Source organism: Halomonas rhizosphaerae, assembly GCF_030012485.1.
In the GTDB taxonomy this organism is placed as follows: Bacteria; Pseudomonadota; Gammaproteobacteria; order Pseudomonadales; family Halomonadaceae; genus Halomonas; species Halomonas rhizosphaerae.
The window spans coordinates 35,370-61,946 of the sequence record NZ_JASCQQ010000010.1; the positions used below are offsets into that span (position 1 = coordinate 35,370).

General features: G+C 67.8%; 22 protein-coding genes and 1 pseudogene. 8 read left to right on the top strand and 15 right to left on the bottom strand.

The features are described from left to right. Positions 1 to 101: 101 nt before the first annotated feature. Positions 102 to 452, top strand: coding sequence for a Grx4 family monothiol glutaredoxin (gene grxD / locus QLQ86_RS05290; RefSeq protein ID WP_282816148.1), 351 nt, complete (start codon positions 102 to 104; stop codon positions 450 to 452). Positions 453 to 550: 98 nt separating this feature from the next. Here the strand turns inward: grxD and rnt are convergent, their stop codons facing one another. Then, a complete protein-coding gene (gene rnt / locus QLQ86_RS05295) occupies positions 551 to 1,213 on the bottom strand; it encodes a ribonuclease T (protein ID WP_282734551.1) in 663 nt (220 codons plus the stop codon). A 120-nt stretch (positions 1,214 to 1,333) separates the two neighbouring features. On the opposite strand from rnt, the pseudogene QLQ86_RS05300 reads away from it, so the two are divergent. From QLQ86_RS05300 to QLQ86_RS05310, 3 genes and pseudogenes are all read left to right on the top strand, one after another. Further along, positions 1,334 to 2,578, top strand: a pseudogene (locus tag QLQ86_RS05300) (argininosuccinate synthase); the annotation flags it as partial. An 81-nt stretch (positions 2,579 to 2,659) separates the two neighbouring features. After that, positions 2,660 to 2,968, top strand: a complete 309-nt coding sequence (locus QLQ86_RS05305) for an HlyU family transcriptional regulator (protein WP_282734550.1) — start codon at positions 2,660 to 2,662, stop codon at positions 2,966 to 2,968. Between the two features lie 94 nt (positions 2,969 to 3,062). Continuing rightward, on the top strand, positions 3,063 to 4,190 hold the full coding sequence (locus QLQ86_RS05310; protein WP_282816149.1) for a DUF294 nucleotidyltransferase-like domain-containing protein: 1,128 nt from the start codon (positions 3,063 to 3,065) through the stop codon (positions 4,188 to 4,190). Positions 4,191 to 4,383: 193 nt separating this feature from the next. Here the strand turns inward: QLQ86_RS05310 and QLQ86_RS05315 are convergent, their stop codons facing one another. From QLQ86_RS05315 to QLQ86_RS05330, 4 genes are read right to left on the bottom strand one after another with little or no spacing between them, the layout of a single operon-like run. After that, the gene (locus tag QLQ86_RS05315; RefSeq protein WP_282816150.1) at positions 4,384 to 7,122 is read right to left on the bottom strand and encodes an ATP-binding protein; all 2,739 of its coding nucleotides are present in this window, start codon (positions 7,120 to 7,122) and stop codon (positions 4,384 to 4,386) included. Positions 7,123 to 7,146: 24 nt separating this feature from the next. Continuing rightward, entirely contained in the window at positions 7,147 to 7,341 is a 195-nt protein-coding gene (locus tag QLQ86_RS05320; RefSeq protein ID WP_282816151.1) for a hypothetical protein, read from the bottom strand. Then, the gene (locus QLQ86_RS05325) at positions 7,338 to 9,407 is read right to left on the bottom strand and encodes a 3'-5' exonuclease (protein ID WP_282816152.1); all 2,070 of its coding nucleotides are present in this window, start codon (positions 9,405 to 9,407) and stop codon (positions 7,338 to 7,340) included. Before QLQ86_RS05325 ends, QLQ86_RS05320 begins: the two co-directional genes overlap by 4 nt. Continuing rightward, positions 9,407 to 9,778 (bottom strand): response regulator transcription factor, encoded by a 372-nt coding sequence (locus QLQ86_RS05330; protein ID WP_282816153.1) that lies wholly within the window; start codon positions 9,776 to 9,778, stop codon positions 9,407 to 9,409. Before QLQ86_RS05330 ends, QLQ86_RS05325 begins: the two co-directional genes overlap by 1 nt. 161 nt (positions 9,779 to 9,939) lie before the next feature. Between QLQ86_RS05330 and QLQ86_RS05335 the strand changes: the two genes are divergently transcribed. Continuing rightward, positions 9,940 to 10,617, top strand: coding sequence for a glutathione S-transferase family protein (locus QLQ86_RS05335; RefSeq protein WP_282734544.1), 678 nt, complete (start codon positions 9,940 to 9,942; stop codon positions 10,615 to 10,617). Positions 10,618 to 10,627: 10 nt separating this feature from the next. Here the strand turns inward: QLQ86_RS05335 and QLQ86_RS05340 are convergent, their stop codons facing one another. The 5 genes from QLQ86_RS05340 to metG form a co-directional block, all read right to left on the bottom strand. Beyond that, positions 10,628 to 10,903: a hypothetical protein gene (locus tag QLQ86_RS05340; RefSeq protein WP_282734543.1), complete on the bottom strand. Its 276-nt coding sequence runs from the start codon at positions 10,901 to 10,903 to the stop codon at positions 10,628 to 10,630. Positions 10,904 to 10,981: 78 nt separating this feature from the next. Continuing rightward, complete coding sequence (locus QLQ86_RS05345; RefSeq protein WP_282816154.1) at positions 10,982 to 11,737, bottom strand: YdcF family protein; 756 nt, start codon at positions 11,735 to 11,737, stop codon at positions 10,982 to 10,984. A 125-nt stretch (positions 11,738 to 11,862) separates the two neighbouring features. Next, on the bottom strand, positions 11,863 to 12,498 hold the full coding sequence (nth, locus tag QLQ86_RS05350) for an endonuclease III (RefSeq protein ID WP_282734541.1): 636 nt from the start codon (positions 12,496 to 12,498) through the stop codon (positions 11,863 to 11,865). Positions 12,499 to 12,676: 178 nt separating this feature from the next. After that, positions 12,677 to 13,477, bottom strand: coding sequence for an RnfABCDGE type electron transport complex subunit B (locus QLQ86_RS05355; protein WP_282816155.1), 801 nt, complete (start codon positions 13,475 to 13,477; stop codon positions 12,677 to 12,679). Positions 13,478 to 13,486: 9 nt separating this feature from the next. Further along, positions 13,487 to 15,529: a methionine--tRNA ligase gene (gene metG, locus QLQ86_RS05360; protein ID WP_282816156.1), complete on the bottom strand. Its 2,043-nt coding sequence runs from the start codon at positions 15,527 to 15,529 to the stop codon at positions 13,487 to 13,489. Positions 15,530 to 15,743: 214 nt separating this feature from the next. On the opposite strand from metG, the gene QLQ86_RS05365 reads away from it, so the two are divergent. Next, positions 15,744 to 16,013: a hypothetical protein gene (locus QLQ86_RS05365; protein WP_282734538.1), complete on the top strand. Its 270-nt coding sequence runs from the start codon at positions 15,744 to 15,746 to the stop codon at positions 16,011 to 16,013. A gap of 112 nt (positions 16,014 to 16,125) precedes the next feature. Here the strand turns inward: QLQ86_RS05365 and QLQ86_RS05370 are convergent, their stop codons facing one another. Both QLQ86_RS05370 and QLQ86_RS05375 read right to left on the bottom strand, forming a co-directional pair. Next, positions 16,126 to 16,872, bottom strand: coding sequence for a Crp/Fnr family transcriptional regulator (locus tag QLQ86_RS05370; RefSeq protein WP_282734537.1), 747 nt, complete (start codon positions 16,870 to 16,872; stop codon positions 16,126 to 16,128). A gap of 283 nt (positions 16,873 to 17,155) precedes the next feature. Further along, entirely contained in the window at positions 17,156 to 17,692 is a 537-nt protein-coding gene (locus QLQ86_RS05375) for a hypothetical protein (RefSeq protein ID WP_282816157.1), read from the bottom strand. 550 nt (positions 17,693 to 18,242) lie between these two features. On the opposite strand from QLQ86_RS05375, the gene QLQ86_RS05380 reads away from it, so the two are divergent. Beyond that, positions 18,243 to 18,524 (top strand): hypothetical protein, encoded by a 282-nt coding sequence (locus QLQ86_RS05380; RefSeq protein ID WP_282734535.1) that lies wholly within the window; start codon positions 18,243 to 18,245, stop codon positions 18,522 to 18,524. Between the two features lie 146 nt (positions 18,525 to 18,670). On the opposite strand, the gene QLQ86_RS05385 is transcribed toward QLQ86_RS05380, so the two are convergent. The 3 genes from QLQ86_RS05385 to QLQ86_RS05395 form a co-directional block, all read right to left on the bottom strand. Next, positions 18,671 to 21,811 carry a transglycosylase domain-containing protein gene (locus tag QLQ86_RS05385; RefSeq protein ID WP_282734534.1) on the bottom strand — a complete coding sequence of 1,047 codons (3,141 nt, stop codon included), beginning with the start codon at positions 21,809 to 21,811 and terminating at the stop codon, positions 18,671 to 18,673. Positions 21,812 to 21,929: 118 nt separating this feature from the next. Then, positions 21,930 to 23,405, bottom strand: coding sequence for a tRNA uracil 4-sulfurtransferase ThiI (gene thiI, locus QLQ86_RS05390; protein ID WP_282734533.1), 1,476 nt, complete (start codon positions 23,403 to 23,405; stop codon positions 21,930 to 21,932). 159 nt (positions 23,406 to 23,564) lie between these two features. Further along, positions 23,565 to 23,846 carry a hypothetical protein gene (locus QLQ86_RS05395; RefSeq protein ID WP_282816158.1) on the bottom strand — a complete coding sequence of 94 codons (282 nt, stop codon included), beginning with the start codon at positions 23,844 to 23,846 and terminating at the stop codon, positions 23,565 to 23,567. A gap of 434 nt (positions 23,847 to 24,280) precedes the next feature. Here QLQ86_RS05395 and QLQ86_RS05400 point away from each other — a divergent pair, with 434 nt between their 5' ends. Continuing rightward, positions 24,281 to 26,509 (top strand): TolC family outer membrane protein, encoded by a 2,229-nt coding sequence (locus tag QLQ86_RS05400; RefSeq protein ID WP_282816159.1) that lies wholly within the window; start codon positions 24,281 to 24,283, stop codon positions 26,507 to 26,509. The last annotated feature ends 68 nt before the right edge of the window (positions 26,510 to 26,577 follow it).

Below are 26,577 nucleotides of genomic sequence, written 5' to 3' on the forward strand. Positions count from 1 at the left end.
AAGGCCGACCAGCTTGCTCGGGTATTGCCCGGGCGCCTGCCGGCCACGGTCTATCGCGGCCCGGTCCGTCGAGATCCGGCCACACGAGAAAGGGAGATGTCATGAGCACCACCGTCGAGAACATCCAGCGCCAGATCGGCGAGAACCCCATCCTGATCTACATGAAGGGTACCCCCCAGCTGCCGCAGTGCGGCTTCTCCGCCCAGACCGTCCAGGCCCTGATGGCCTGTGGCGAGCGCTTCGCCTTCGTCAACGTCCTGGATAACCCGGACATCCGCGCCGAGCTGCCCAAGGTGGCCAACTGGCCGACTTTCCCTCAGCTGTGGGTCGAGGGCGAGTTGGTCGGTGGCTGTGACATCGTGGTCGAGATGCACCAGAGCGGCGAGCTCGAAAAGCTGGTCAAGGCCGCGGCCTCCCGCGCCGAGGCAAGCGAGGGCGACCCTCAGGCCTGAGGGTCGCGCCGTCGCGCCTGTCAGCGCTGCACCAGACGAGAGCCCCGCAGGCAACGGCCTGCGGGGCTCTCTCTTGCTGAAAGGGTGCCGCCGGGCGGCTACTCTTCCAGCCCCTGCTCCTTCTGGGCCAGGGCCCAGCCGCCCAGGTCCTTGTAGCGGTTGACCATGGCACAGAACAGCTCGGCGGTGCGCTCGGTGTCGTAGCGCGCCGAGTGGGCCGCGCTGTTGTCGAACTCGATGCCCGCGGCGCGGCAGGCCCGGGCCAGCACGGTCTGGCCATAGACCAGGCCACCGAGCGATGCCGTGTCGAAGCTCGAGAAGGGATGGAAGGGGTTGCGCTTGATGCCGCAGCGGTTCACTGCTGCGTTGAGGAAACCGTGGTCGAAGGCGGCATTGTGGCCGACCAGCACGGCCCGTGTGCAGCCATGGGCCTTGATGGACTTGCGCACCGGGCGGAAGATCTCGCCCAGCGCCTCGGCCTCGCTGACGGCCACCTGTCGTCGCAGCGGGTCATCCAGCCGGATGCCGGTGAAGTCCAGCGCCGACTGCTCCACGTTGGCCCCCTCGAAGGGAGTGACATGGTAGGCATAGGTGGCGTCGGGGATCAGGTTGCCTTCCGGGTCCATGGTCAGGGTGACCGCGGCAATCTCGAGGATCGCATCGCCCTCGGGATTGAATCCGCCGGTTTCCAGATCCACCACCACGGGCAGGAAGCTGCGGAATCGCTGCGCCATGAGTTCGCGGGCGATCGCCTCGCTCATGCACCTCTCCTTGTCTGGGCCATCGTGTTTTGAAACCGCGAAAGTCTAGCAGCTTGCCATCAGCGAGTCGCGTCGCCGGTATTCGCTGCAGGCTCGTCGCGCTATAATCACCGTCTTTACGACTGTTACGAGAGGAGCCTCAGCATGTCCGATGTCAAGAAGGTCGTGCTCGCCTATTCCGGCGGCCTGGATACGTCCGTCATCGTCAAGTGGTTGCAGGAAACCTATGACTGCGAGGTCGTGACCTTCACCGCGGACATCGGCCAGGGCGAGGAGGTCGAGCCGGCCCGCGCCAAGGCCCAGGCGCTGGGGGTCAAGGAGATCCATATCGAGGATCTTCGCGAGGAGTTCGTGCGCGACTACGTCTATCCGATGTTCCGCGCCAACACCATTTACGAGGGCGAGTATCTGCTCGGCACCTCCATCGCCCGCCCGCTGATTGCCCGTCGCCTGATCGAGATTGCCAACCAGACCGGTGCCGACGCCATCTCCCATGGCGCCACCGGCAAGGGCAACGACCAGGTGCGCTTCGAACTCGGCGCCTATGCGCTGAAGCCCGGCGTCAAGGTGATCGCGCCCTGGCGCGAGTGGGATCTCACCTCCCGCGAGAAGCTGATGGCCTACTGCCAGCAGCACGACATCCCGGTGGATTTCTCCTCCACGAAGAAGAAGTCGCCCTACTCGATGGATGCCAACCTGCTGCACATCTCCTACGAGGGCGGCATTCTCGAGGACCCCTGGGCCGAGGCCGAGGAGGACATGTGGCGCTGGAGCGTGTCGCCGGAGGCCGCGCCGGACACCCCTACCTATATCGAGCTGACCTACGAGAAGGGCGATATCGTGGCCATCGACGGCGTGCCGATGAAGCCCCACGAGGTGCTCGAGAAGCTCAACACGCTGGGCGGCGACAACGGCATCGGCCGCCTCGACATCGTCGAGAACCGCTATGTGGGGATGAAGTCCCGCGGCTGCTACGAGACGCCGGGAGGCACCATCATGCTGCGCGCCCACCGCGCCATCGAGTCGCTGACCCTCGACCGCGAGGAGGCGCACCTCAAGGACGAGCTGATGCCCAAGTATGCCGAGGTGATCTACAACGGCTACTGGTGGAGCCCGGAGCGTCGCATGCTGCAGGCGGCCATCGACGAGACCCAGAAGAACGTCTCCGGCGTGGTGCGCATGAAGCTCTACAAGGGCAGTGCCACCGTGGCGGGCCGCCGTTCCGACCAGTCGCTGTTCGACGAGTCCATCGCCACCTTCGAGGACGATGCCGGCGCCTATGACCAGAAGGATGCCGAGGGCTTCATCAAGCTCAACGCCCTGCGCCTGCGCATCGCTGCCGGCAAGGGCCGCAGGCAGGACTGAGACGGACCGTCATGCCTTCCTCGACGCCGGCTTGCCGCCGGCGTCGTCGTGTGGAGGCCCATCACCTGTGAGGAGAGCACCATGTTCAAGAAACTGTTATCCGGCCTGCTCGGCGGTGGCGATAGCAAGTCCGGCAACGCCTCGGCCGCCGAGCCGGTGGAGTACAAGGGCTTTTTGATCATCTCCGAACCGGCCGACCAGGGTGGTCAGTACCGCGTCAGCGGCTGGATCCGCAAGCCGCTGCCCGCCACCGATGGCGAGGAGGGCGAGATGCTCGAGCATCGCTTCGAGCGCTCCGACATGCTGCCCGGTCGCGAGGCCTGTGACGCCCTGATGGTCAGCAAGGCGCAGCGCTTCATCGACGAGGTCGGCGACGAGATGTTCTCCTAGCTCGCTCACTCGAGTGCTCCGGGCGGGTGCCCTCGCTATACTCCCCTCGCTATACTTCAGGACATGCCGATTCGTCCCGTGATCCGGAGTCTCCATGCGTGTGCTGCATCGACCCTCGCCCTGGCGAGCGCTCTTCGCCACCGATGCGTTGCCCGACCCCGGTGGCTGGCCGGCGCTGCTGGCCCCGCTGGGCCAGGCCCTGGCAAGCCTGGGGCCCGCCCCCGCGCTGGCCGAGGCCCATGCCTGGCAAAGCCAGCTGGTGGAGGCGCTGGACCGGCTCGACCTGCCCGCCTGGCGAATCAGCCAGCTGGTCAGCGACCACAATGACTGGCTCTATCGGCGGGCCATCACGCTCTCCCTGGAGGAGATGCGCGGCCTGGGCTGGGGTGCCCCGCCGGCGGCCTTCTGCGTGCTGACCCTCGGGTCGGGGGCACGCCACGAGAGCCTGCTGGCGCCGGATCAGGACAACGCCATGATCATTGCCGACTACCCCGACGAGCGGCATACCGAGATCGACGGGTATTTCCAGTCCCTGGGCGAGCGCTTCACCGCGCGCCTCGATGAGGCCGGGATCCCACTCTGCCAGGGCCATGTCATGGCCCGCTGGCCGATGTGGCGCAAGCGGCTCTCGGAGTGGCGCGCACAGCTCGAGATCTGGACCGCGGAGCGCCGCGTCAAGCGTGTCCAGCAGGCCAACATCCTGCTCGACTTCCACCCGGTCCATGGCGAGGCCGCGCTGGCCGAGGCCCTGGCCGATCGGGTGGCCCGGCTGCTGCCGACATCGCATCTGTTCCTCGACGAGATGGCGAGCCTGCTCGATGAGCTGCCGCTGGCCCTGGACCGTCTCGGCCGACTCAGCGGCGACGGCGAGGGCGCTCCCCACGAGCGGGCCATCAACCTCAAGCGCCAGGGGATGCTGCCGCTGGTGAATGCCGTGCGCCTGCTGGCACTGCGCCACGGGGTGCGCCCGCCGGATACCCGCTCGCGGCTGGTGGCACTGGTGATGCAGGAGGTGCTCGGCACCGAGCATGCCCGGGCCCTGACCGCGGCGCTCGAGCGGTTGCAGGCGCTGATGCTCGACGAGCAGCGCCTGGCCCTGGCCGAGGGGCGCAGCCCCGATGGCTGGGTGAACATCGCCCGCCTGGGCGAGGACCAGCGCCAGCTGCTGCGTCATGACCTGTTGCAGATCCGCGCGCTTCAGAGAAGAGCGCGGAAGCCATAAGAACCCGCCGGGAGCTGGAAGAGCGCCCGCTTCGCGGGCTTAAGCTGGAAGCTTGAAGAAAGCCTTGACACCGTGTTGGGTGGCTACAGGCTGCCTTTCAGCTTTCAGCTTTCAGCTTTCAGCTTTCAGCTTTCAGCTTTCAGCTTTCAGCTTTCAGCTTTCAGCTTTCAGCTTTCAGCTTTCAGCTTTCAGCTTAAGCCTTTTCGGGCGGTGCCTCGGGCAGCTCCATCACCAGGCAGGCACCGCCCAGTCGCGGCGCCTCCTCGACCCACAGCCGCCCGCCCAGGTGGGCGACGATGCCGCGGCTGATGGGCAACCCCAGGCCGCTGCCGCGAGGGCGACCGCGGGCCTCGCCACCGTCCTGGCGCTGGATCTGGTGGAACTTCTCGAAGACCCGTTCGCGCTCGTCCTCGGCGATGCCGGGACCATTGTCCTCCACGGCGAGGCGGTAGTGGTCCTTGTAGCGCTCGAGGCGCAGCAGCACCTTCGGGTCGTCGTCGTCGGCAAACTTGCCGGCGTTGTCGAGCAGGTTGATGATCACCTGTTCCAGGCGGTCCGGGTCGCCGATGACCGTCGCGGTCTCCGGCGTGATCTCGACCTCCAGGGTCACCCCGCGGTTCTCCTGCAGCCGGTGCACCGCATCCACGCTGTGGCGGGCCAGGGCCACCAGGTCCAGGCGCTGTGGCTCCAGGGTCAGGCGGCCGCTCTCCAGCCTGGCCAGGTCCAGGATCTCCTCGATCAACCGCGAGAGCCGCTGGCTCTCGCGGACCACCACGTCGAGGAAGTGGCGGCGCTTCTCGTCGGGAAGGTCGCCGCTGTCACGCAGGATCTCGGCAAAGGCCCGGATCGAGGTGAGGGGCGTGCGCAACTCGTGGCTGACCATGGCCACGAACTCGTCCTTGAGGCGGTCGAGCTCGCGCAGGCGTTCGTTGGCCGCGCGCAGCTCCTCGCTGGTGCGCGCGAGCTCCCGGGACTTCTGCTCCAGGCGGCGGTTGACCTCCAGGGTCTCGGAGGTGGTGTCGAGAATGCTGAGGATCGACTCGAGGTTCAGGGCCTCGCCGCGCACCACCGAGTCGATCAGTACCCGCGCCGAGGCGCTGCCCAGCGAACCGGCCAGGGCCTGCTCGGCGCGGGCGGTCAGCCCCGGCGGCGCGGGCTGGCTGTCGTCGGCGGCCTCGTCGGGATGGGTGGCGAAGACGCGGGCGGTGGCGGCCCCTCCCAGGTAGCGGTCGAGCAGGGCGCGCAGTTCGCCCCGGGTGGTCTGGCCCTGCCACAGCGAGGTCTGCACCAGGCCGGGATGCATGGCCTCGGTGAACAGCGCCGCCTGGGTCTGCTCCAGCGGTGACTGGCGGGTGAACAGCGAGATGCCGACCAGCAGGCCGAGATTGGCGCCCAGGCTCCATAGCAGCGAGTGGGTATAGATGTCCCAGCCCTCGAGCCCGAACAGCGCATAGGGCCTCAGCCAGGCGAGCCCCCAGGGGCCCTGGTCGAGGAAACCGGCATCCAGCCAGCCGGACTGGGCGAAGCCCGGGATCAGCAGGGTCCAGGCCCAGATCAGGAAGCCCGCGCTCATGCCCAGTCCGGCCCCCAGGCGGTTGGCACCCCGCCAGTACATGCCGATCAGCAGCGCCGGGGCGAACTGGCAAGCGGCGGCGAAGGAGACCAGGCCGATGGTCACCAGGCTGTAGGCGTCGCCGATCAGCGCATGGTAGAGGTAGCCGAGCAGCAGGATGAGCAGGATGGCCACGCGCCGGATGCGCAGCAGCCAGCCGGCGAGCTCGCCGCGGGTGCTCAGGTGGAGGTGGCGCGAGCGCAGCAGCAGCGGCATCACCAGCTGGTTGCTGACCATGGTCGACAGGGCGATGGTCTCGACGATCATCATGCCGGTGGCGGCCGAGAGGCCGCCGATGAAGACCAGCAGCGGCAGCCCTTCCAGCCCTGCCGAGAGGGGCAGGGTGAGCACGAAGCTGTCCGGGTCGCTGCTGACGTCACCCAGCAGCAGCCCGGCCAGGGCGATGGGGATCACGAAGAGGTTGATCACCAGCAGGTAGAGCGGGAAGAGCCAGCTGGCGCGCTTGAGGTGACGCTCATCGACGTTCTCGACCACCAGCACCTGGAACTGCCGCGGCAGGGTGAGAAAGGCCAGGAACGCCAGCACCAGCATCCCCACCCAGCCCAGGGCGCCCCCGGGCACCGCTTCCATGCTCATCAGCCGGGTGAGTTCGGGCATGGCGACGACGCGGGCGAAGAGGTCCGCCGGGCCGTTGAAGAGCACGAAGACGGTGAAGACCCCGACCGAGAGGAAGGCCACCAGCTTGACCAGCGACTCGAAGGCGATGGCCGCCACCATGCCCTCGTGGCGCTCGCTGGCGTCCAGGTGGCGGGTGCCGAAGAGGATGATGAACACCGCCAGCACCAGGGCGACCCAGAAGGACTTGTCGGCCCAGAAGCTCTCGTCGGCCAGGCGCAACTCGGCGGCCTGCGGATAGTTGACCAGCACCGCGTGGCTCACGGTGATGGCCTTGAGCTGAAGGGCGATGTAGGGGGTGATGCCGATCAGGGCGATCAGCGCCACCAGGGCCCCCAGGCTCGAGCTCTTGCCGTAGCGGGCGCTGATGAAGTCGGCGATGGAGGTGATGCGCTGGGCGCTGGCGATGCGCACCATCTTGCGGATCACGAAGGGGGCCATCAGCATCGCCAGGGTCGGGCCCAGGTAGATCAGCAGGAAGCTGGGGCCGTACTGGGCCGCGCGGCCGACGCTGCCGTAGAAGGTCCAGGCGGTGCAGTAGACGGCAATGGAGAGCGCATAGACGGTGGGCGAGCCGATCAGCGAGCGTCCCTGCTCGGCGCGGCGGTCCCCCCAGGCGGCGATGACGAAGAGCAGCGCCAGATAGCCGAAGGCCACCGTCAGGACCACGACGCTGCTTCTCATGGCGTGTCAGCCTGCATCCCGGGGTCACTCCTCGTGACGGTGTTCCATCAGCCAGGCCATCAGGGCGATCACCGCCCCCCAGGCCAGGTACAGGTAGGCCACCAGCCAGCCCGGGGCCGCCGGAGACCGATCGGCGATCAGCAGCAGGGGCGGGGAGAACAGCAGGGCCGCCAGCACGATCAGCGCGACCAGGCGCTCCTTCAGGCGCGGCGTGTTCACGAGGCGAAGGCGTCCTCCTTGTCGAAGGCGCTGGCCTGCAGGGCCAGCGCCTGCTCCAGCGTCTCGATGCCACGCGCCTCCAGCCGGGGCAGCAGCGAGAGCCACAGCTCTGCGGTGACCCGGGCGTCGCCCAGGGCGGTGTGTCGGGTCCCGGGCGGGAAGCTGAGGTCATAGCGGTCGGCCAGGCTGTCCAGGTCGTGGCCGTCGAGGCTGTCGTCGAGTGCCCGGGAGAGCAGCAGGGTGTCGAGCACCGGCATGTCGAACGCGATGCCGCCACCGGGGGGCTGGATGGCCAGCAGGTCGAAGGCGGCGTTGTGGGCCAGGATCACCGCCTCGCCGATGTAGTCGCGAAAGCGCGGCAGGGCCAGGTTGAGCGGCGGGGCCCCGGCCACGTCGTCATCGGTGATGCCGTGGATGGCGGTGCTGGCTGGCGGGATGGGCCGTTCCGGGTCGACCCGCAGGTCGAAGGTGTCGCTGGCCAGCAGTCGCGCATTGACGATGCGGCAGGCGCCGATGCTGACCACGGTGTCGCCGCGGCGCAGATCCAGACCGGTGGTCTCGGTGTCGAAGGCCACGACCTCCAGGGTCCTCAGGGGCCGGGCCGCCAGCTCGGCATCCGGCGGGGGCATGTCGGCGATGCCGAAATCGTGGAATTCCGGGCGCGGCGGGGTGCGCGGGCGTGGAGCGCCGACCCGTTCGGTGGCCGGCAGCGGCAGGCGCAGCCGGGCATGCTCGCCGTCCTGGTCGGCGATGCTCCAGGCATCGCTGGTGTGCTGTCGCAGTACATCGCCGACCCGGGGGGCCAACGGCAGGGCCTCCAACCGCTCGGCGCGCCACTCGTCCAGCACCTTCTCGCCCAGCGGGCGTCCTCGCCAGATCAGGTCCAGGTAGACCCGACGGTTGCCCAGGCAGACCTCGCCTTCCAGCTCGGCCTGGCCGGAATGCGCCGCCAGGCGCGCGAGCAGCGAGTCGAGCAGCACCAGCAGGGCCGGGGCGTCGCCTTTCAGCCAGGCGGGCATGCCGATGGGGATGATGCGCAGGGACGCGCTGTCCTGGCGCTCGTCGAGGGCCGCCCAGAGGTCATTGGACCATAGCGGGACCAGGCGCTCGCCCTCGCGATGCATGTCTTCCATGAGTCTGCCCATGCGCTCGAGCTGGGCGGCCAGGGCGCGGCTCTCCTCGTCGATCACCGCCTCCAGGCGCTTCCCGAGTTCGCCGGCCTCGGCGTCGTCGCGCACGCCGACCAGGGCGTCGGCGGCACTGGTCAGGCTGGCACTATGTCGGCGCAGTACCGGCAGCATCTCGGCGATGTCGGCACGGGCCCCCATCTCGCTGGTCCAGGCCGCCGTGGTGTCGGTCAGGGTCAGCAGCGTCTCGTGGTTGCTGTCGGGGACGCGGCGCAGTATCACATGCAGCCAGCGCTCGTCGCAGGGCACCAGGATCTCACGCGGCGCCCCGTCATCGGGCAACTGGCCCAGCGCATCCTCCAGGCTGGATATCGGCAGCAGGGCATCGAGGCGCTTGCCGAGCCCCAGGCCGGGGTGGCCCTCGAACAGCGTCTCGGCAGCCTGGTTGAAGAGCAGCACCCGGCGGTGGTGGTCGCAGAGCAGCAGCGGCGTGTCGAGGACCTGGAGCAGGGTCTCGAGCTCCTGGCGGATGCGGGCGGCGCTGCGTGCGCCCTCGGCATGGGCGGTGGCCAGCCGCTCGCGGTCGGCCCGCCAGGCCTCACGAACGCGCATGAGGTCGGGACCGAGTCCTCGCAGCCAGCCCTCGGGCGGATAGTCCTGGCGGGCATCCGGGTTGGCCACCAGGCGGGCCAGCTGCACCTGCAGGTGACGCAGGGGCGTGAACAGCTGGCGCTCGAGCAGCAGGCCGACCAGGAAGATGGTCCCACCCCCGGAGAAGCAGCCCAGCCACAGCAGCAGCCGCGCCATGCCTTCGAGGCCGGCAAGGCTGTCCAGCCAGAGGGCGAACACGGCGCCACCGAAGATACTGATGCCGCTGAGCAGCAGCCACAGGCCGATCAGCCGCTGGCGGCGAGGCAGGCGGGAGCCACGCTTGGCCATCAGGACACCTCGGCGAGCAGCGTCTTGACCTTCTCGACCAGCGCCTGGGTCGAGAAGGGCTTGGTGATGTAGTCATCGGCCCCCAGGGCCAGGCCCTTCTCGCGCTCCACCTCGCGCCCGTGGGCCGTGAGCATGATGATCGGCAGCCGGGCATGGGCGGGGTCGCCACGCAGGCGCTCGAGGACGTCGAAGCCGCTGATGCCGGGCAGACTGATGTCCAGCAGGACCAGATCCGGGGGCGACTCGGCGATGCGCGACAAGGCACTCTCGCCATCCTCGGCGGTGTCGACCTGGAAGCCGGCCTGCTGCATCAGGAATTCCAGGGACAGGACGATGTTGGGTTCGTCGTCCACCACCAGCACCTTGGTCATGGTGCCCTCCTATGAGTGTGCGGTCTTTTATGCATGGTTGCCGATCAGTCTAGTGGCCGGCCGGGCGGTGGCAAAGACGACCTTGGCAGGAGGCGAGGGGGATGGCGTGCTAGGGTGCGGGGATTGCCCCCGCTACCGGGGGCGCCATCGAGGAGGACGGCATGATCAAGGTCCATCATCTGGAGAACTCCCGCTCCCAGCGTGTCCTGTGGCTGCTGGAGGAGCTCGGCGTCGATTACGAGGTCATCACCTATCGGCGCGACCCCCGCACCATGCTGGCGCCCGCGTCGCTGCGCAAGGTCCATCCGCTGGGCAAGTCGCCGGTCATCAGCGACGAGGCCCGGGAGGGTCGGGTGGTGGCGGAATCGGGGGCGATCCTCGAGTACCTGGTCGAACGCTTCGATGCGCCGGGCCGGCTGGTGCCGCCGGCGGGCAGTGACGCGTACGAGCGCTATCGCTTCTGGCTGCACCATGCCGAAGGTTCTGCCATGCCGCCGCTGGTGATGCGGCTGGTGTTCGCCTCGCTCGGCAAGCCTCCGGTGCCGGCGCTGGCCCGGCCCCTCGGCCGGCTTTTCGCCCGGGGGGTGGAGCGGCAGTTGCTGGCGCCGCAGATCCGCCAGCTGAGCAACTACTGGGAAGCCGAACTCGAGCGTGGCGCCTGGTTCGCCGGAGAGGCGTTCAGTGCGGCCGACATCCAGATGAGCTTTCCGCTGCTCGCCCTGGAAGACGGGGGCGGCCTGTCCGGCTACCCCAGGCTTCAGGCCTTCCTGGCGGCCTGCCGCGAGCGTCCGGCCTATCGCCGTGCGGTGGAGCGGGGGGGCGAGTTCTCCTTGTCATGACGGGGCGTGGCTACTTGCGGTGCCGGCCGAGCCCGCGCCTCGGACCCAGCGGACCCAGCCACAGCCAGACCTGCAGGACCACCAGTACCGGCAGCCACCAGGCCGGCGCGCCGGTCACCCAGTTGAGCACCAGATGGATGAAGAAGGCGGTGATGCCGGCGACGAGGCCCACCAGCGGGAAGAGCAGGGGGCGTTCGCGGCCGGGCCAGCGTGTCAGCCGGCAGAGCGAGCCGAGAAGGGCGCCGAAGGCGGCCGCCAGGGAGAGGGGGATCAGCAGGTCCAGCATGTCGAGCCTCGTGTCGAGGGACGGGATGAAGCGGCCAGCCTAGCGACTAACGAGAGGCGTGGCGCTTCGACTTTGGGGTCAGTCACCGCGGCGTAGCAGGTGGTTGCGCAGTGCCAGGTCGGCCCGCCCCAGCCACTCGTGCAGGGCACGGGTGCTCTGGTGGAGGTGGTAGGCGCGCGGGATCACTCCCTGAACGCCAGGCGGTGGGGCGCTCGCGAACTCGGTCGGTGCGGCCGTGACGGACAGGCCGGCGCGCTCGAACTCCGCCACTGCCCTCGGCAGGTGCCATGCCTGGGAGACCAGCGCAACATGCCCGATACCATCACCGCCCAGCATCTCGGCGGTGTAGCGGGCGTTCTCGGCGGTACTGCGGCTGCGCCCCTCCATCCAGCGAACGGGCACCTCGAAGACCTCGCGAAGCGCCGCTGCCATCAGGCTCGCCTCGGCGCTGTGCTCGTCGTGCACGCGCCCCCCGCTGACCAGTAGCGGCAGCCGGGTCTCGCGGTGCAGGTGGGCGCCATAGGCCAGCCGACGCCAGCTGGCATTGGACGGGGCATCGCCCCAGCCGAATTCCGGGGAGGCGTAGTCGCGTCCGCCGCCGAGAATGACGATGGCCTCGGCCTGGCGCAGCTGGCCGGGGCCGGCCAGGGCGGGAGGCTCGAGCCCCTGGCGCAGGGCGTGGCTCGCCAGCGGGGTGGAGAGAGCCAGCAGGCTGGCCAGCCCCAGGGTGACCAGCAGGCCACCGGCCAGCCGGCGAGCGCCCATCGCCAGGCCGGCGAGGATCAGCAGGGCATTGACCACGGGCGGCAGCAGGAGATACTTCAGCGCTTCCATGGGCGGGTCTCGTTGGCGGTCATGCTGCCAGTGAACCAGCCGGCGGGCACTTGTGCCAGCCAAGGGCCCTGCGGAGCCTGCTGCCTCGAGGCGGACGGTTCGTCACGGGCCGGCGAGGGCGCCTGTCACAGCTCGGTCTTGTCCGGGTACTCGCAGAGGTCCTCGATGATGCAGCTGCCGCAGCGGGGCTTTCGGGCCAGGCAGGTGTAGCGCCCGTGGAGGATCAGCCAGTGGTGGGCATCCTGGCGGAACTCCCTGGGCACATGGCGCAGCAGCTTCCTCTCGACCTCGACCACGTCCTTGCCCCTGGCGATCCCGGTGCGGTTGGCCACGCGGAAGATATGGGTATCCACGGCGATGGTGGGCTCGCCGAAGGCGGTGTTGAGGATGACGTTGGCGGTCTTTCGGCCGACGCCCGGCAGGGCCTCGAGGGCCTGCCGGGTGCGGGGCACCTCGCCGCCATGCTGCTCGACCAGGATCCGGCAGGTCTTCATCAGGTTCTCGGCCTTGGTGTTGTAGAGGCCGATGGTCCTGATGTGCGCCTTGAGACCGTCGATCCCCAGCGCGAGGATCGCTTCTGGCGTGTTGGCCACCGGGAAGAGCCGGGCGGTGGCCTTGTTCACTCCGACGTCGGTGGCCTGGGCCGAGAGCAGCACGGCGGCGAGCAGCTCGAAGGGGGTGGTCCAGTGCAGTTCGGTGGTCGGCTCGGGGTTGTGGTCGCGCAACCGCGCGAAGATCTCGTGGCGTTTCTGGGCGTTCATGGTGTTCCGGGTCAGTGGCAATGCCCGGGGCTTTTCCGGAGACAGGTCTACGAGGAGGCGCTGTGAACCCCTCCTTGGGCGCTACCGACGCCATCCCTGGCGTAGGACCTCCTCTCCGACCTGTCTCCGGAGCCCCTCTCAGTCGGGTGCTGGCTGAATTAGCCATCGTTGTTTTGCATCATTCGTCCGCGGTTGCCTGCTCCAGCGCCTGATGCGCTTCAGCAAGCAGCCGACTGGCGCTGTCGACCTGTTCCTGGGCCGCCTCGATCGCGCTGCCCTCGCCCTGGCGCTCGGCATGGGCCAGCTGCTGCCTGGCCCGGCGCAGGGCCTGTTCGGCGGCCTTGACGGCCATCTGTCGCTGGCGCCGCGGGTCGGGCCCGCCAGCGTTGCTCGCGCTAGACCGCTGGCGCTGTCGAATCAGCCGCTTCTGGCGCTCCATGCGCCTCTCCCGGGCCTCTCGGGCCAGGCGCTGCTGGCGGGCGCGATGGCGACGGCGTCCTTGCTCGGCGCGGCGGGCCAGGTAGGCGTCGCGCGCCTCATCGGTCTCGGCGGCTTCCCAGGCGGGGTGGGGCAGCAGGTCGATGCAGTCCACGGGGCAGGGCGCCACGCAGAGCTCGCAGCCGGTGCATTCATCGACGATGACCGTGTGCATGCGCTTGGACGCCCCCAGGATGGCATCCACCGGGCAGGCCTGAATGCACTTGGTGCAGCCGATGCATTCGGCCTCGCGGATCCAGGCCACCAGCGGCGGCTGGGCGGGCTCGGCCAGCGGCAGTGGCGCGCGGCCGGTCAGCGCCGCCAGCCGGGCCACGGTGGCCTCGCCGCCGGGCGGGCAGCGATTGATGGCCTCGCCGTCGACGATGGCCTCGGCATAGGGTCGACAGCCGGGCTGCCCGCACTTGCCGCACTGGGTCTGGGGCAGCTCGGCATCGATGGCCTCGATCAGCGCGGCCCGGGAGCGGGCATCGGTGTCCGTCACGGCGGCGCCTCAGCGCACCCGCTGGCCCGGCTCGGCGCCGGAATCCGGGCTGAGCAGGTAGATGCCGTCGTGATTGCCGGCGGCGAGCACCATGCCCTCGGACACGCCGAAGCGCATCTTGCGCGGTGCCAGGTTGGCGACCATCACCGTCAGCCGTCCCTCCAGGGCCTCCGGGGCATAGGCCGCACGGATGCCGGCGAACACGGTGCGGGTCTCGCCGCCCAGGTCCAGGGTCAGCTTCAGCAGCTTGTCGGCCTTCTCGACATACTCCGCCCGGGCGATGCGGGCGATGCGCAGGTCGACCCTGGCGAAGTCGTCGAAGCTGATCTCGTCACCGATGGGATCCTCGGCCAGGGGGCCCTTCGCCGTCTCCTTGAGTTTCTGTTCTTCCACCAGGTCCTCCTTCGATGCCGCCATCATGGCATCGATCTTGTCCCGCTCCACGCGGGTCATCAGGGGTTTGAACTTGGCGATCTCGTGGTCCACCAGCAGGGTGTGTCGGCTGTGCCAGTCGAGGGTCTCGAGCCCGAGGAACGCGCGGGCCTGCTCGGCCATGGCCGGTACCACCGGGGCCAGGTAGACCATCAGCTGGTGGAACAGGTTGATGCCCACCGAGCAGATCTCCAGCACCTCCTGCTCGCGGCCGGGCTGCTTGGCCAGTACCCAAGGCTCGGCCTCGGCGATGTAGGTGTTCGCCTCGTCGGCCAGTTCCATCACGCGGCGCATGGCGCGGCCGAACTCGCGGGCCTCGTACTCCTCGGCGATGGCGTCACCGGCGGCGATGAAGCGTGCCACCATCTCGGGCTCGCTGCAGTGGCCGGCGAGGCGACCGCCGCCGAGCTTCTTGACGAAGCCGGCGCAGCGGCTGGCGATGTTGACCACCTTGCCCACCAGGTCGCTGTTCACCCGCGCCGCGAAGTCCTCGAGGTTGAGGTCCAGATCGTCGACCCGTGAGGTCAGCTTGGCGGCGAAGTAGTAGCGCAGGTACTCGGGGTTGAGGTGGTCGGCATAGGTCGCGGCCTTGATGAAGGTGCCGCGAGACTTCGACATCTTGGCGCCGTTCACCGTGACGAAGCCGTGGCAGTTGACCGCCGTGGGCGTGCGGAAATCGGCGCCGTGCAGCATGGCCGGCCAGAACAGGGCGTGGAAGTAGACGATGTCCTTGCCGATGAAGTGATAGACCTCGGCGTCGGAGTCGGGTGCCCAGTAGGCGTCGAAGTCCATTCCCCGGCGGTCGCAGAGGTTCTGGAAGCTGGCCAGGTAGCCGATCGGGGCATCGAGCCAGACGTAGAAGTACTTGCCCGGCGCATCGGGGATCTCGAAGCCGAAGTAGGGGGCGTCGCGGGAGATGTCCCACTCGTTGAAGCCCGACTCGAACCACTCCATGAGCTTGTTGCGGATCTGCGGCTGGACATGGTCATCGTCGATCCACGCCTTCAGGAAATCGGCGAAGTCCGGCAGCTTGAAGAAGTAGTGGGTGGAGCTTCGCACCTCGGGGGCGGCACCGGAGATCGCCGAGACCGGATCGATCAGCTCCGCCGGCGTGTAGGTGGCCCCGCAGGCCTCGCAGTTGTCGCCATACTGGTCCTCGGCCTTGCACTTCGGACAGGTGCCCTTGATGAAGCGGTCGGCCAGGAACAGCCCCTTCACCGGGTCGAACATCTGCTCGATGTCGCGGGTGGCGATATGCCCCTTGTCGCGCAGCCGGGTGTAGATCAGCTCGCTGAAGTGGCGGTTCTCCGGGGAGTGGGTCGAGTGATAGTTGTCGAAGGCCACCCCGAAGCGGGAGAAGTCGGTCTGGTGGTCGCGGGAAACCCGTTCGATCAGCGCCTCGGAGGTGATGCCCTCCTGCTCCGCGCGCAGCATGATGGCCGTGCCGTGGGCATCGTCGGCACACACGTAGTGGCACTCATGCCCGCGGCTCTTCTGGAAGCGCACCCAGATGTCGGTCTGGATGTACTCCAGCAGGTGGCCCAGGTGGATGGCACCGTTGGCATAGGGCAGGGCGCTGGTGACCAGGATCTTGCGCGAGGCGCGGGCGGAGTTCGACATGGCGGCTCAGGGTATCCCGTTGAAAATCAGGCCACGATTGTAGCCATCTTCGCGCATGGCTGCATCCGCGCTGACCGCCCGATTGGCGCGGCCTCCACCGCTCGGGTATGATGCCGCCATTCGGCGGGGCGTCAAACGGAGTGACGGCCGGCCGAAGGCTCTGCAACCGAAGTCACGCTGGAGATCCCTGTCCCCCCTCACGGAGGAATTCCCCATGCGTCTACGTCATGCCCTGCCCCTGGCCGTTCTCGCCGCCCTTACCGCTGGCTGCACCAGCAGTGCCATCTCCCCGACCTATACCAGTGCCAACCCGGATATCATGCGGATTAGCGACGAGCGCCCTGCCGACCCGGAAAAGCGCGTCGAGGACCTCGGTTCCTACTGCGTCGAGGTCAGCGAGAGCTGGAACGCCCACGGCACCACCCCTGACGGCAAGAGTCTCTGGGCCAAGGATACCGCACGCACCGTCGTGCCCTGCGACTGAACGGCCCCGGCCCATGCCCCGCGTGGGCCGGAACCCTGTGCCTCCCGATATCGGCAACGCCTCCCGGGGACCCTTCAATAGCGTTGCGCTTGGACCGTGAGGCCGCCAGCTCCTAGTGCCGGAGTTGCGCCAGCCGCTCCTTCAATCCGTTGATTTCATCGCTCAGCAGGTGGTCGGCGTCGAATTCGGCTTCGGCGATCAGTCGCGGCGGGTCATAGACCTCGATGTGGTCGCGGTGCTTCTTCAGCACGCGATCCTGCTCCAGCGCCTTGAGGATGCGATTGATATGCACCGGCGACAGGCCCAGGATGTTCCCCAGCAGCCGCTGGGAGACGGGAAATTCGAATGAGGCCAGCTCGACGTCCAGCACCTTTTCGAGGCGATTGAAGGTCTCGAGCATGAAATGCAGTACCTGTGAGCGCGCGCTGCGATGGAGGCTGATCAGCATCCGTTCGGTGAGGAGGGCTTCCTGACGGTTGATATTGGCAAACAGGGCGATCGCCAGGGGCGTGGAGGCCGCGACGATATCGACGACATTCTCGTGAGGGAAGGGCTGGACCCTGCCCAGGGTAATCATGCTGGCCTCGGTCACATGCCGCCTGAAGGTGAACTCCCGGAGACCGACGATATCACCGGGCAGCAGCAACTCGATGATCTGCTGCTCGCCGTCGGGGGTGTAGCGGATGGTGCAGGCCCAGCCCCTCTCCAGGATGAACAACTCGTCGACCCTGGAGCGAGCACGCCAGAGCAGCTCATGCTTCTTCACGGTGGTCGAGGTCTGCTCGAAGCTGGCCAGCAGCCGTGCCTCCGATTCATTCAGGTCGACATTTCGTCCCATGATGGTCTGGAAGAGGCTCATTCCATGTCCTCCAGCTGGTTGATAGCGGTGTGCGGATTGCTTTCCCCCTCGGCTGGCCGATGACAGTGTGCGGATGAGCAGCTGCCTCGCGCATGTCTGATGGTACCCGGATGGCGGTGCGTCTCTCCTGAGTCTAGTTGTGGCCGCTCGAGAGCACCATCACGCCTCGTGTCGGGAGCAGGAACGGCCATGGGCTGGGGCCTACGACGACATGGCACCGGGCGACCTCGCCGACCCTCCTCCAACGGCGGCCCGCGTCGTCGGCCATGCCTGACGTGTCGCCCTACCGCAGGATACCGCGAGGCGGAGGCGGGCATGGCCGAGTCGGCAACTGGTCCTCGGCTTCCTGGAGGATCTGGAGCTGAGTCTGGGCCTCGCCAATGCAGGCATTCAACAGGGCATTCAGCGCTGGGATGCCGTTATGCGCCTGAAGACGCTCGTAGAAGCGTCGCGATCGCCACTCCTCGAGCACTGCCCGGCTGAGCTCCCGGGCCGCCATCTCCTCATCGAGTATGAAGAAGTGGGCCTGCTGAGTAGCGTGAGCCCGTTGTTGAGAGGAGGCCTGCCAGGCCTGCGCGGCCGGGTCCCGAAGCACGGGTTCGCGCATCGGCAGCGAGGCCGACTCGACGATCAGGGCCTGGATCCGTTGCTGGCTCTGGACGGACAGGGCTTCCATGAGTCGGCTGATGCCGGTGTGATAGGTGATAAAGCGCAGGGACAGCCAGCGATAACGATGGTACTCGTGGTGTTCATGGTCGTTGGCCAGCGCCAGGACCTCCTCGACAGAGGTGATAACGCCCGGCTCTAGACCTGTCTTCATGCGCGGGTGATCGATCCGGCTGGTGACCATTGGTGTGTTCACGGTTCGCCTCACGTCGATGTGCTGAGTCGATGGCCAGGATGGTCCTGCGTCGCGTGCCATGGCACTAGCTCAGGCTAGCCAGCAATGCCGACAAGGTCTGCTAACCTGGGTTAATGATCCCCGGTTTTTATGCCTTGCTGCGTCGCGAGCGGCACGGATGATGGCCATGGCCGATTTTTCGTCAGAGGGAGGGGTCGTTGGGACTGGAGCGTCGTGCTTCGCTCGCTCACCGACCGGGGCGAGTCCGAGCTGATTCGAGACAAGATAACGTCGTGCCAAAATTGTCTCACCGCATGGGGTGATGGTCGCTACACTCAAGAGCGCACCAAATCCGTCGTTCTTGAGGGTGTTAAAGATGTCAACCGCTAAACAAGTGTCCATGGATCACTCGACTCCTGAAGTGATCCCCGTAATCCCTCACGATGTCCCTCATCTAGCCGTCACCGCTTTGCCGGCGGGCGTCGCCCAGGCCTCTCAGCCGGTCTTTGACTGGTGGATGCTTCATTGGATGGACGCTTCGCATCCGCTGGCCAGGCTCCAGCGCGCCTGGATGGAATCCGTGCTCGAAGCCCTGGAGGTCGAGGTCGACTTCCTGAATGTCTGCGCGATCTCGAATGCCAAGGTCTGGACCTGTCTTGCCGATGCCAGGTCCCTCTCGGGTTCGGCTTCCCTGCACAGCTGTTACCACGAGGTAGCCAAGGACATGGCCGACGCTCATCTGGCGCGTCTTGGCAAGGTGGCGGAACTCCCCGAGGACTTCAAGCAACGGCTCTGGGAAGAGATCTGCTAGCGGTAGAGCGCCAGCACCCTGGCCAGGGTAGCCTGTCGATCACGATGATCGATCAGCGGCGGGCGGAGAGGGGGTGCCCTCTTCGCCCGTCTTTTGTGGGCGGCGCAATTCCGTGGGTGACGTTTTTCATACTGTTTATCGGCGAATCAGGGCTTGCCTAGCGGACGGGCGGCCAATCGCATCTCCGGGGTTGGCGGCGAACGACACTGGCGGTGGTCGCCGGGTGCCAGGTAGGGTCCGAGGATCGATTCCATGCCCTTGAGCACCTGGACGGGCAGGGCCGAGGTGAAGCGGAAGTCATCGGACTGACTGCCGGCCACGTAGGCGGTGAGCGTGCCGAAGTGGTGCTCGCCCAGGTGGAAGACAAAGGTGGCGGTCCGGTTGCGGGCGCGGGAGTCGATCACCTGCCCGCTGCGGGTCACCGTCTCGATGCGGTTGTTGCCGGTGCCGGTCTTGCCGCCCATCACCAGCGGGGTGTCTTCCGCGAGGGTGAAGCTGCCCTGCAGGCGTCGGGCCGTCCCGCCCTCCACGACCCGGGCGAGGGCCTCGCGCAGCACGGCGGCGACCTCCGGGGGCATGACTCGCCGGGCGCGAGTGTCGGTAGGAACGAAGTGAGTCTCGTAGGGCGTGCCCGCCGCGAAGTGCAGGTCGTCGATACGCAGCACCGGCAGGCGGACGCCGTCGTTGAGGATGATCCCCATCAGTTCGGCCAGTGCGGCGGGACGGTCACCGGAGCTGCCCACGGCGGTGGCAAGCGAGGGCACCAGGTGATCGAAGGGGTAGCCCAGACGCTGCCAGCGGCGGTGGATCTCCTCGAAGGCCTCCACTTCGAGCATCGTGCGGATGCGCACGTCTCGGGCACTGCGATGACGTGTCCTGAACAGCCAGCCATAGGCTTCCTGCCGCTCCTGGTGGCTCGCCGCGATGGCGTCGCGCAACCCCGCCTCGGGATAATCCAGCAGGTAGCCGACCAGCCACAGCTCCAGCGGGTGCACCCTGGCGATGTACCCCTGATCGATGAGGCCGTGTCTGCTCGGCGCGTGGTCGCGGTAGAGCGCCTCGAGGCGTCGCTCGCCCAGCGGCTCGCCCGGCATCCTGGTCTCGAGGAAGGCGGCGAAGGCATCGCGGTCGGCCTCGGGGTGCAGGTAGCGGTGCGCGGCGGCCAGCCGGGGCGCCGTGGGGCGCATGCCATCCAGGAAGGTGGCCAGGCGTTCATCGCTCGAGCTCCCCTGGTACTTGCGCCAGAATCGTTCGAGAAAGACCTGGCCCTCCCGGTCGGCGAAGTGCGCCAGGTAGGCCTGCCGCCGCGGGTCCTGATCGTCCTCGAGCAGCGGGCGGCGGTTCTCGCCCTGATGGACGAAGTACTGCACCAGGTCGCGCAGCAGGCGCACGAAGGGCAGATTGAGGGATTCGCGCAGGGCGTCGTCGAGCCCGGGTTGGCGGCCGTCGTCCTCGCGGCGGAAGTTGCCGAAGGTATGACGGCCACCACCGGTGAAGAAGGCTTCGTGGGGGCTGGCCGAGTAGCGACGCTGCATGGCGGCCTCGAGCAGGGGGCGAAGCCTCAGGTCGGGCTCGGCGATGAGCCGGTCGATCACCCAGCGGCTGAGCACGTCGCGCCGGTCCACCTCGACGCGGCGAAGGGCGTCAACCGGCATGCCCGCATGGCGGTCGTGCAGTTCGGCGACTACCTCCAGGTAGGTGGCGAGTACCCGCAGCTTGGCGGTAGAGCCTAGCTCCAGCTTGCTGCCTTCGTTGATGTCGAAGGGCTGGCCGGTGGTGTCGGTCTGCACGCGCACCCGAAAGCCCGTCGCGTCGCGCTCGAGGAGCGTGAAGCTGTAGCGCACGTCGGCGGCCCGTTCGGGCGACAGCATACGCTCACCCAGCAGCCCGACTTCGCTGGCGAACGCCGGGTCGGCCAGCCGCTGCAGATACGCGGTGACACGGCGCTGGAGGTCGCCGTGCAGGGTGGTGCGCGCCGACAGGTCCAGCCGGTCGAGGTCGTAGAAGGACAGTCCGACCAGGCGGCCGAGCCGTTGGCGGGCCACCTGCAGGCCCTTGTCGTGCGCGACCTGCAGGCGTACCGGCTCCCTGGCGAAGTCGCGGAAGGTCAAGCGGCTGGCCAGGGCCGCATCGCGCAGGGGCGGAGTCACCAGGCCCTCTTCGGCCAGCAGGCGCAGGTGGCTGTCGGTCAGGGATTCCAGGGCCTGGTGGCCGCTGTTCAGGTACCAGGAGGGGCGACGTTGGGCGATCATCAGGGCCACCACCTGGCGCAGCGCCAGGCCCTGGGCGGCGAGGCTGTCCGGGGCATTGAAGGTCGGCACCAGCAGTCGGTTGACCGCGTCGAAATCGGCGCCGAACCATACCCACAGGCCATCCCCCAGCCCGTGGACCTCGCCATAGCCGGGCGCTGCGGAGAGCGGCACCGAGTTGAGGTAGTCCAGCGCCACGTCCTGGCGTGCGGCGAGCGTCTGTGGGCCGTGTCGGTAACCGCGCACGCTTGCCGAGACCATCTGGCGCAGTTTCTCCATGGGCGAGGCGGTCAGTCCGTCGGGGGAGTGGCGATACTTCTCGACCTGGGTGGCCAGCGTGCTGCCTCCGGCGGCCTGGCCGGTCAGGTCCAGGGCGCGCCCCGCCTGGGAGAACGCGGCCTTGATGAAGCGTGGCCAGTCCACCGCAGGATTGGCCTTGGGGGTGTCGGCGTCCAGCAGCTGTCGGTTCTCGATGTAGAGCAGCACCTGCAGGACCAGCGGTGGCACCGCGTCGAAGTGGGGATAGTGGCGTTGCGGATGACGGAAGCGGTAGAGGGTGTCGCCGCGGCACTCTTCCAGGGTCAGCCCTGTTCGGGTCTTCTCGGTGTAGGGTGGAAAGAAGCCGCGTTGCGTATATTCCAGCAGGGGCTGAGAGAAGCGCACCTGGCGGTCGATGGTATAGCCTTCGGCGAACAGACGCGCCTCGATCTCGGGAAGCCGGGTATAGCCCAGTCGCTGGTCGAAGGGACCATGGCGCGGGAACTGGATGCGTGGGCTCGCCCCCGGCGCGAGGGTATAGCGCAGGGAGGCGGCATAGCGGGAGAGCTCCAGGGACTGGAGGTGTGAGGTCCTGGCCTCGGCGACCAGCAGGGTGGCGAGCGTGATGGCGAGCAGTGCCAGCAGGATCAGTCCCCGGTGACGCAGGAGATGGCGAGGCCGGACCCGATGAGCCTGAGCCAGCGCGTGCTCCTCCCGGCGGAGGGGACCCTCTCCCTGCGCGTCGACGCTTTCCCGTGACGACGAGTCATGTCCGCCCATCTGCGCCACCCCCCGGCAAGATCCGCTTGCAGATTGTATCTTTTTGTAGCGTAGCCGGATGCCGGGGAAAGTGGATCATCCAGGCAGGAAAAATCTCCGTGAACGCCGCTCGCGGGGTTCAGGAGGCGTGGCGCAGGACGCCAAAGTGGGACATGCCGCGATCCTTGAGGTGCAGTGCCTGCATGCGGCTCATCACTCCCTGGTCACAGTAGAGCAGGTATTCGCGGTCGCCGGGCAGCCTCTGTGCCTGGTCCTGCAATTCGTAGAAGGGAATCGCCAGGCAGGGCACCTCGGGAAGCTCGAGCGGTGCCGCCTCGCGCTCGTCCGGGGGACGGATGTCGATCACGCTGACCGCCGGCATCCGGGCCAGGCTGGCCAGCGAGTCGACGACGGTCACCTCGCCGGGCTGCCGCTGGCCCTCCAGCAGGCGGCTGGCGCGGGTCACGCTGGCGGCCTCGATGGCGGCATCGAGGACCCTGAAGTCGAAGTCGGCCTCGGCGGCGAGCACCTTGTCGGCGGGCGCCCGGGTGTGGGGGCGGCGCGAGATGACCCCGCAGTATTCGGGCATCTGTTCGGCGAAGCGCGCGGTATCGATGCGGCGGGCCGTGTCGATGATCTCCTGCTTGTCCTCCGTGACCAGCGGCCGCAGGATCGGCAGCTCGCTGGCCGCGTCGATCAGCGCCAGGTTGGTGAGGGTCTGGCTGGAGACCTGGGCGATGGCGTCTCCGGTGACCAGGGCCGGGATGCCCGAGCGGGCGGCCACGCGGCTGGCCACCCGCACCATCATGCGCTTGAGGATCACGCCCATCAGCCCATCGGGAATGCTGCGCAGGATCTCCGCGACCACACCCTCGAAGGGCACCGAGGTGAAGTCGACGTTATGGGAGGCGCTGTAACGCTGCCAGAGGTGGTGGGTGACCTCTCGCACGCCGGTCTCGTGGGCGGGGCCGCCCAGGTTGAAGAACAGGTAGTGGGTCTTGATGCCACGGCGCAGCATCCGCCAGGCCGCCACCGGCGAGTCGAAGCCTCCCGAGACCAGCGCCAGGGCCTGGCCCTGAACCCCCAGTGGGTAGCCCCCCAGGCCCGGGCGGCGCGAGCGGATCAGCTGCAGCCAACGGTGGGTCAGCTCCACCGACACCACGACCTCGGGGTGCTTGAGGTCGACCCGTGCCGTGGGCTCGGCCGTCAGCAGGGCGCTGCCCAAGTGGCGTTCGAGATCCATGGAGGAGAAGTCGTGGTCGCCGCGCCGCTTGGCCCGGACCCGGAAGCGACGCCCGGCGATGGCTGCCTTCCAGTGCGGCACGATCCAGGCGGCGGCTTCGTCGAGCGAGGTGCAGGGCACCGCCTCGGTGGCCAGCACCTCGTGGATGCCGGGAATCCGGATCAGGGCGTCCTCCATCTCCTGTACCCGCCCGGCGGGAAGGGTGTCGGGCAGGCTCACGAGCAGGGCGTCCCAGCCGCCCTTGACGCGCACGCCTTCATCCAGCTGGCGCAGGGTGTTGCGCACATTGCTGGCCAGGCAGCGGGTCATGTGCTGACGGACGGAGCGGGACTTGATGGTGATCTCGGGGTGGAGCTTGAGCAGGTAGGTCATTCGACAGGAACAGCAGCAACAATGTGCATCCCATTCTACCAAGGGCAAGCTGCCAAGGGCAGGCCCGACCCGCCCGGCGCTGGAGCCGCCCGCTGAAAGAGCTCTCCCGGCATGGGGCCGGGAGAGGGGAGGGCACAGCGTGGCGGGCCGAGCGTCAGGTCAGTAGAGCGCCTGCTCCTCCTTGACCACTTCCTTGAGCAGCTCGAGGAAGAGCCGGTCGGCCTCAGAGTGTTCCTGGGGGTCCTCGGGGATGTGCACGCTGGTGGTGTCGGAGATCTCGTTGGCGATCCGCGCCATCACGTCCCCCTCACCCGGTTCGCCGAGCTGACGGCGGGTGATGTCCAGCGACTGCTCGAGGATCTTCGGGTCCTGCAGAAGTTTCTTGATGAAGCCCCGCAGCTCGTTGATCACGCGGGTCTTCTGGATTTCCGATGAGGCCATGACGTTCTCCTTGGGTGACCATGCCGTTTCGGGACCGGTCAGACGATACCACGTTTGCCGGCGGGCGTGGCTTGCCGACGAGCGCACCGTCGCGTCAGGCGCGGTGCCACCTTGTCGGTCTTGTCCTACATCAAGCGTCGGTCTTCTCCTGCCTGTCCAGCGTATCCCGGCAGTGGACAAATCTTCCTATTCAGTTACGCTGCATTACAAAGCGACACATCATGAAATGGCATGAGGTGTCTGACGCTTTCGACCGATCCTGAGCCAAGCCAATGGGGCGCTTCGGGATGGTCGTCATAGGAAGTCGGGAAGGGATGCGCCATGGGTCTGCCACGTCACCCCATGGGACCCGCCATAACAAGAAGATCATCTCATCTCCTGGCAGGTCAGGTCGCCGAGCGACCAGGCTGTTGCCATCATGAAAGGGAACCCCCATGAAACGCACTACCGATCCAGTGAGCAGCACCCGTGTTCGTCGCCTTGCCGGTACCCTGGCCGTGGGGTCCTCCCTGACACTGCTGCCACTCGCCTCGGCCGTGGCACAGTCGTTGCCGGCAGGCCTGGCGACCCCGGGGAGTACCGACCTGCGCCAGGTGGTCCAGCAGGCGATCTCGACCAACCCAGAGGTGCAGGCCGCCTGGAACGGCTTTCGCGCCTCCGGCAACGACATCGGGGTGGCGCGCGGCAACTACCTGCCCAGCGTCGATGTGGCGGCGGGTATCGGTGTGGAGGATCGTCAGCTCGACACTCGCGGCAGCTACGACACCAGCTACGCCGAATTGACCATCACCCAGATGCTCTGGGACGGCTTCGCCACGGCCAGCGAGGTCGAACGCCTCGATCGCGCCGAACTGGTGCGCTACTACGAGCTGCTGGGGGCCAGCGAGGAGGTCGCCCTGGAGGCGACGCGCGCCTACATGGACGTGCAGCGCTATCGGGAACTGGTGCGCCTGGCCCAGGACAACTACCGTGAGCACCTGCGCGTCTTCAACCAGATCGAGGAGCGCGTGATCTCAGGGGCGGGGCGTCGCGTCGACCTGGAACAGATCAGCGGCCGCCTGGCGCTGGCCGAGTCCAACCTGATGACGGAGGCCTCCAACCTTCACGACGTGACGGCGCGTTACCAGCGCATCGTCGGCGACCTGCCGGCGGAGAACCTCGCCCCGGCCCCGCAGATGGACGACCGCCTGCCCGCGGATGTCGGTCGGGCACTCGACCTGGCGTTCCAGGGCAATCCCGAGTTCCATGCCGCCATCGAGAACATCGAGGCCTCCCGCGCCGAGCAGCGCGGTACCCGCTCGGCCTTCCAGCCGCGTCTCGACCTGCGCGGCCGCACCGGCACCTACGAGAACAGTGACGGCAGCTATGACGTGATCGCCGATGGCGAGCACCGGGATCGCCACAGCATCGAGCTGGTGGCCAGCATGAACCTCTATCGCGGCGGCAGTGACCGGGCCTCCTTCCGCGCCGCCAGCGACCGGGTCGAGCAGGCCGTCAATCTGCGCGAGAAGGCCTGCATCGATGTGCGCCAGACCACCCAGATCGCCTACAACGATACCCAGCGTCTGCGCGAGCAGCTGCAGTACCTCAACGAGCATCGCCAGTCCATCGACCGGGTCCGGGGCGCCTACCAGCAGCAGTTCGACATCGGCCAGCGTACCCTGCTCGATGTCCTGGACAGCGAGAACGAGTACTTCGAGGCCAGCCGTGCCTACGCCAATGCCCAGTATGACGCGGCGCTGGCGGATGCCCGTACCCTGGCCGCCATGGGGCAGCTGATGCAGACGCTGGAGGTGCGGCGCGACGACCTGCCGACCCTGGCCGAACTGGGCAGCGACGGCGTGGCGATCAACCCGGACGTGATCTGTCCGGCCCAGGGGCCCCAGGGCTTCACCCTGGCCGACTTCACCGGCGGCATCGAGGCGCCGGCCCGGGCGCCGGACGTTACCCTCTCGGCCGATGCCCTGTTCGAGATCAACAGTGCTGAGCTCTCCGCGGAGGCTCAAGGCGAACTCGACGGTCTGGCCGCCGAGATCCGTGGCATGGACAATCTCGCCCGGGTGTTCATCGCCGGGCACGCCGACATCACGGGATCAGATGCCATCAACGAACCGCTCTCCCGCGCGCGTGCCGACAGCGTGGCCGACTACCTGGTGAGCCAGGGGGTCGACCGAGGGCTGGTCGAGACGCGCGGCTATGGCTCGCGCCAGCCGGTGGCCAGCAATGCCTCGGTGGAGGGGCGCCGCCAGAACCGTCGCGTCGAGGTGACCCTGGAGCGTGTCGGCGAGAACCTGGACCTGAGCGGGCATGCCTTCGACGCAGGCGACGAAGCCGTTGTCCCGGGCAGCGACATGGCCTTGGCCGCCTGGAGCGCTGCACCGGCCGGTCTGTACGGCGAGGTCGACGCTCGTATCGCCGAGCCGGTGACCCTGGCGCGTGATGAGGGGGCCTTCCTGCAGGTCGCGGCACTGGAGAGCGAGGCGCGGGCCAGCGGCCTGGGCGAGCGCCTGGGCAGCGAGCTCGACCTGCCGGTCAGGCTCAGCTCCGCCGGGGCCCTGCACCGCGTCCAGCTCGGCCCGATCGACGACCCTGAGCTGATGCGGACCCTGCGCCAGCGGCTCGAGACCATGGGCTACGACGGAAGCTATGCGGTGAGCGGCTGACGATGATGCCGGACACTGGCAGGCGCGGCCTGCCGGTATACCTCGCCCCGCCGTGACCTCGGCGGGGC

Bases quoted from the DNA above. Each gene is read 5' to 3' on its own strand.
- QLQ86_RS05345 (WP_282816154.1), bottom strand. From the start codon at position 11,737: ATGGAAGCGCTGAAGTATCTCCTGCTGCCGCCCGTGGTCAATGCCCTG.
- QLQ86_RS05365 (WP_282734538.1), top strand. From the start codon at position 15,744: ATGCGTCTACGTCATGCCCTGCCCCTGGCCGTTCTCGCCGCCCTTACC.
- QLQ86_RS05340 (WP_282734543.1), bottom strand. From the start codon at position 10,903: ATGCTGGACCTGCTGATCCCCCTCTCCCTGGCGGCCGCCTTCGGCGCC.
- QLQ86_RS05385 (WP_282734534.1), bottom strand. From the start codon at position 21,811: ATGGGCGGACATGACTCGTCGTCACGGGAAAGCGTCGACGCGCAGGGA.
- QLQ86_RS05335 (WP_282734544.1), top strand. From the start codon at position 9,940: ATGATCAAGGTCCATCATCTGGAGAACTCCCGCTCCCAGCGTGTCCTG.
- QLQ86_RS05305 (WP_282734550.1), top strand. From the start codon at position 2,660: ATGTTCAAGAAACTGTTATCCGGCCTGCTCGGCGGTGGCGATAGCAAG.
- QLQ86_RS05395 (WP_282816158.1), bottom strand. From the start codon at position 23,846: ATGGCCTCATCGGAAATCCAGAAGACCCGCGTGATCAACGAGCTGCGG.
- QLQ86_RS05325 (WP_282816152.1), bottom strand. From the start codon at position 9,407: ATGGCCAAGCGTGGCTCCCGCCTGCCTCGCCGCCAGCGGCTGATCGGC.
- rnt (WP_282734551.1), bottom strand. From the start codon at position 1,213: ATGAGCGAGGCGATCGCCCGCGAACTCATGGCGCAGCGATTCCGCAGC.
- QLQ86_RS05330 (WP_282816153.1), bottom strand. From the start codon at position 9,778: ATGACCAAGGTGCTGGTGGTGGACGACGAACCCAACATCGTCCTGTCC.
- grxD (WP_282816148.1), top strand. From the start codon at position 102: ATGAGCACCACCGTCGAGAACATCCAGCGCCAGATCGGCGAGAACCCC.
- thiI (WP_282734533.1), bottom strand. From the start codon at position 23,405: ATGACCTACCTGCTCAAGCTCCACCCCGAGATCACCATCAAGTCCCGC.
- QLQ86_RS05370 (WP_282734537.1), bottom strand. From the start codon at position 16,872: ATGAGCCTCTTCCAGACCATCATGGGACGAAATGTCGACCTGAATGAA.
- QLQ86_RS05380 (WP_282734535.1), top strand. From the start codon at position 18,243: ATGGACGCTTCGCATCCGCTGGCCAGGCTCCAGCGCGCCTGGATGGAA.
- QLQ86_RS05310 (WP_282816149.1), top strand. From the start codon at position 3,063: ATGCGTGTGCTGCATCGACCCTCGCCCTGGCGAGCGCTCTTCGCCACC.
- metG (WP_282816156.1), bottom strand. From the start codon at position 15,529: ATGTCGAACTCCGCCCGCGCCTCGCGCAAGATCCTGGTCACCAGCGCC.
- QLQ86_RS05400 (WP_282816159.1), top strand. From the start codon at position 24,281: ATGAAACGCACTACCGATCCAGTGAGCAGCACCCGTGTTCGTCGCCTT.
- nth (WP_282734541.1), bottom strand. From the start codon at position 12,498: ATGAACGCCCAGAAACGCCACGAGATCTTCGCGCGGTTGCGCGACCAC.
- QLQ86_RS05375 (WP_282816157.1), bottom strand. From the start codon at position 17,692: ATGAAGACAGGTCTAGAGCCGGGCGTTATCACCTCTGTCGAGGAGGTC.
- QLQ86_RS05315 (WP_282816150.1), bottom strand. From the start codon at position 7,122: ATGAGAAGCAGCGTCGTGGTCCTGACGGTGGCCTTCGGCTATCTGGCG.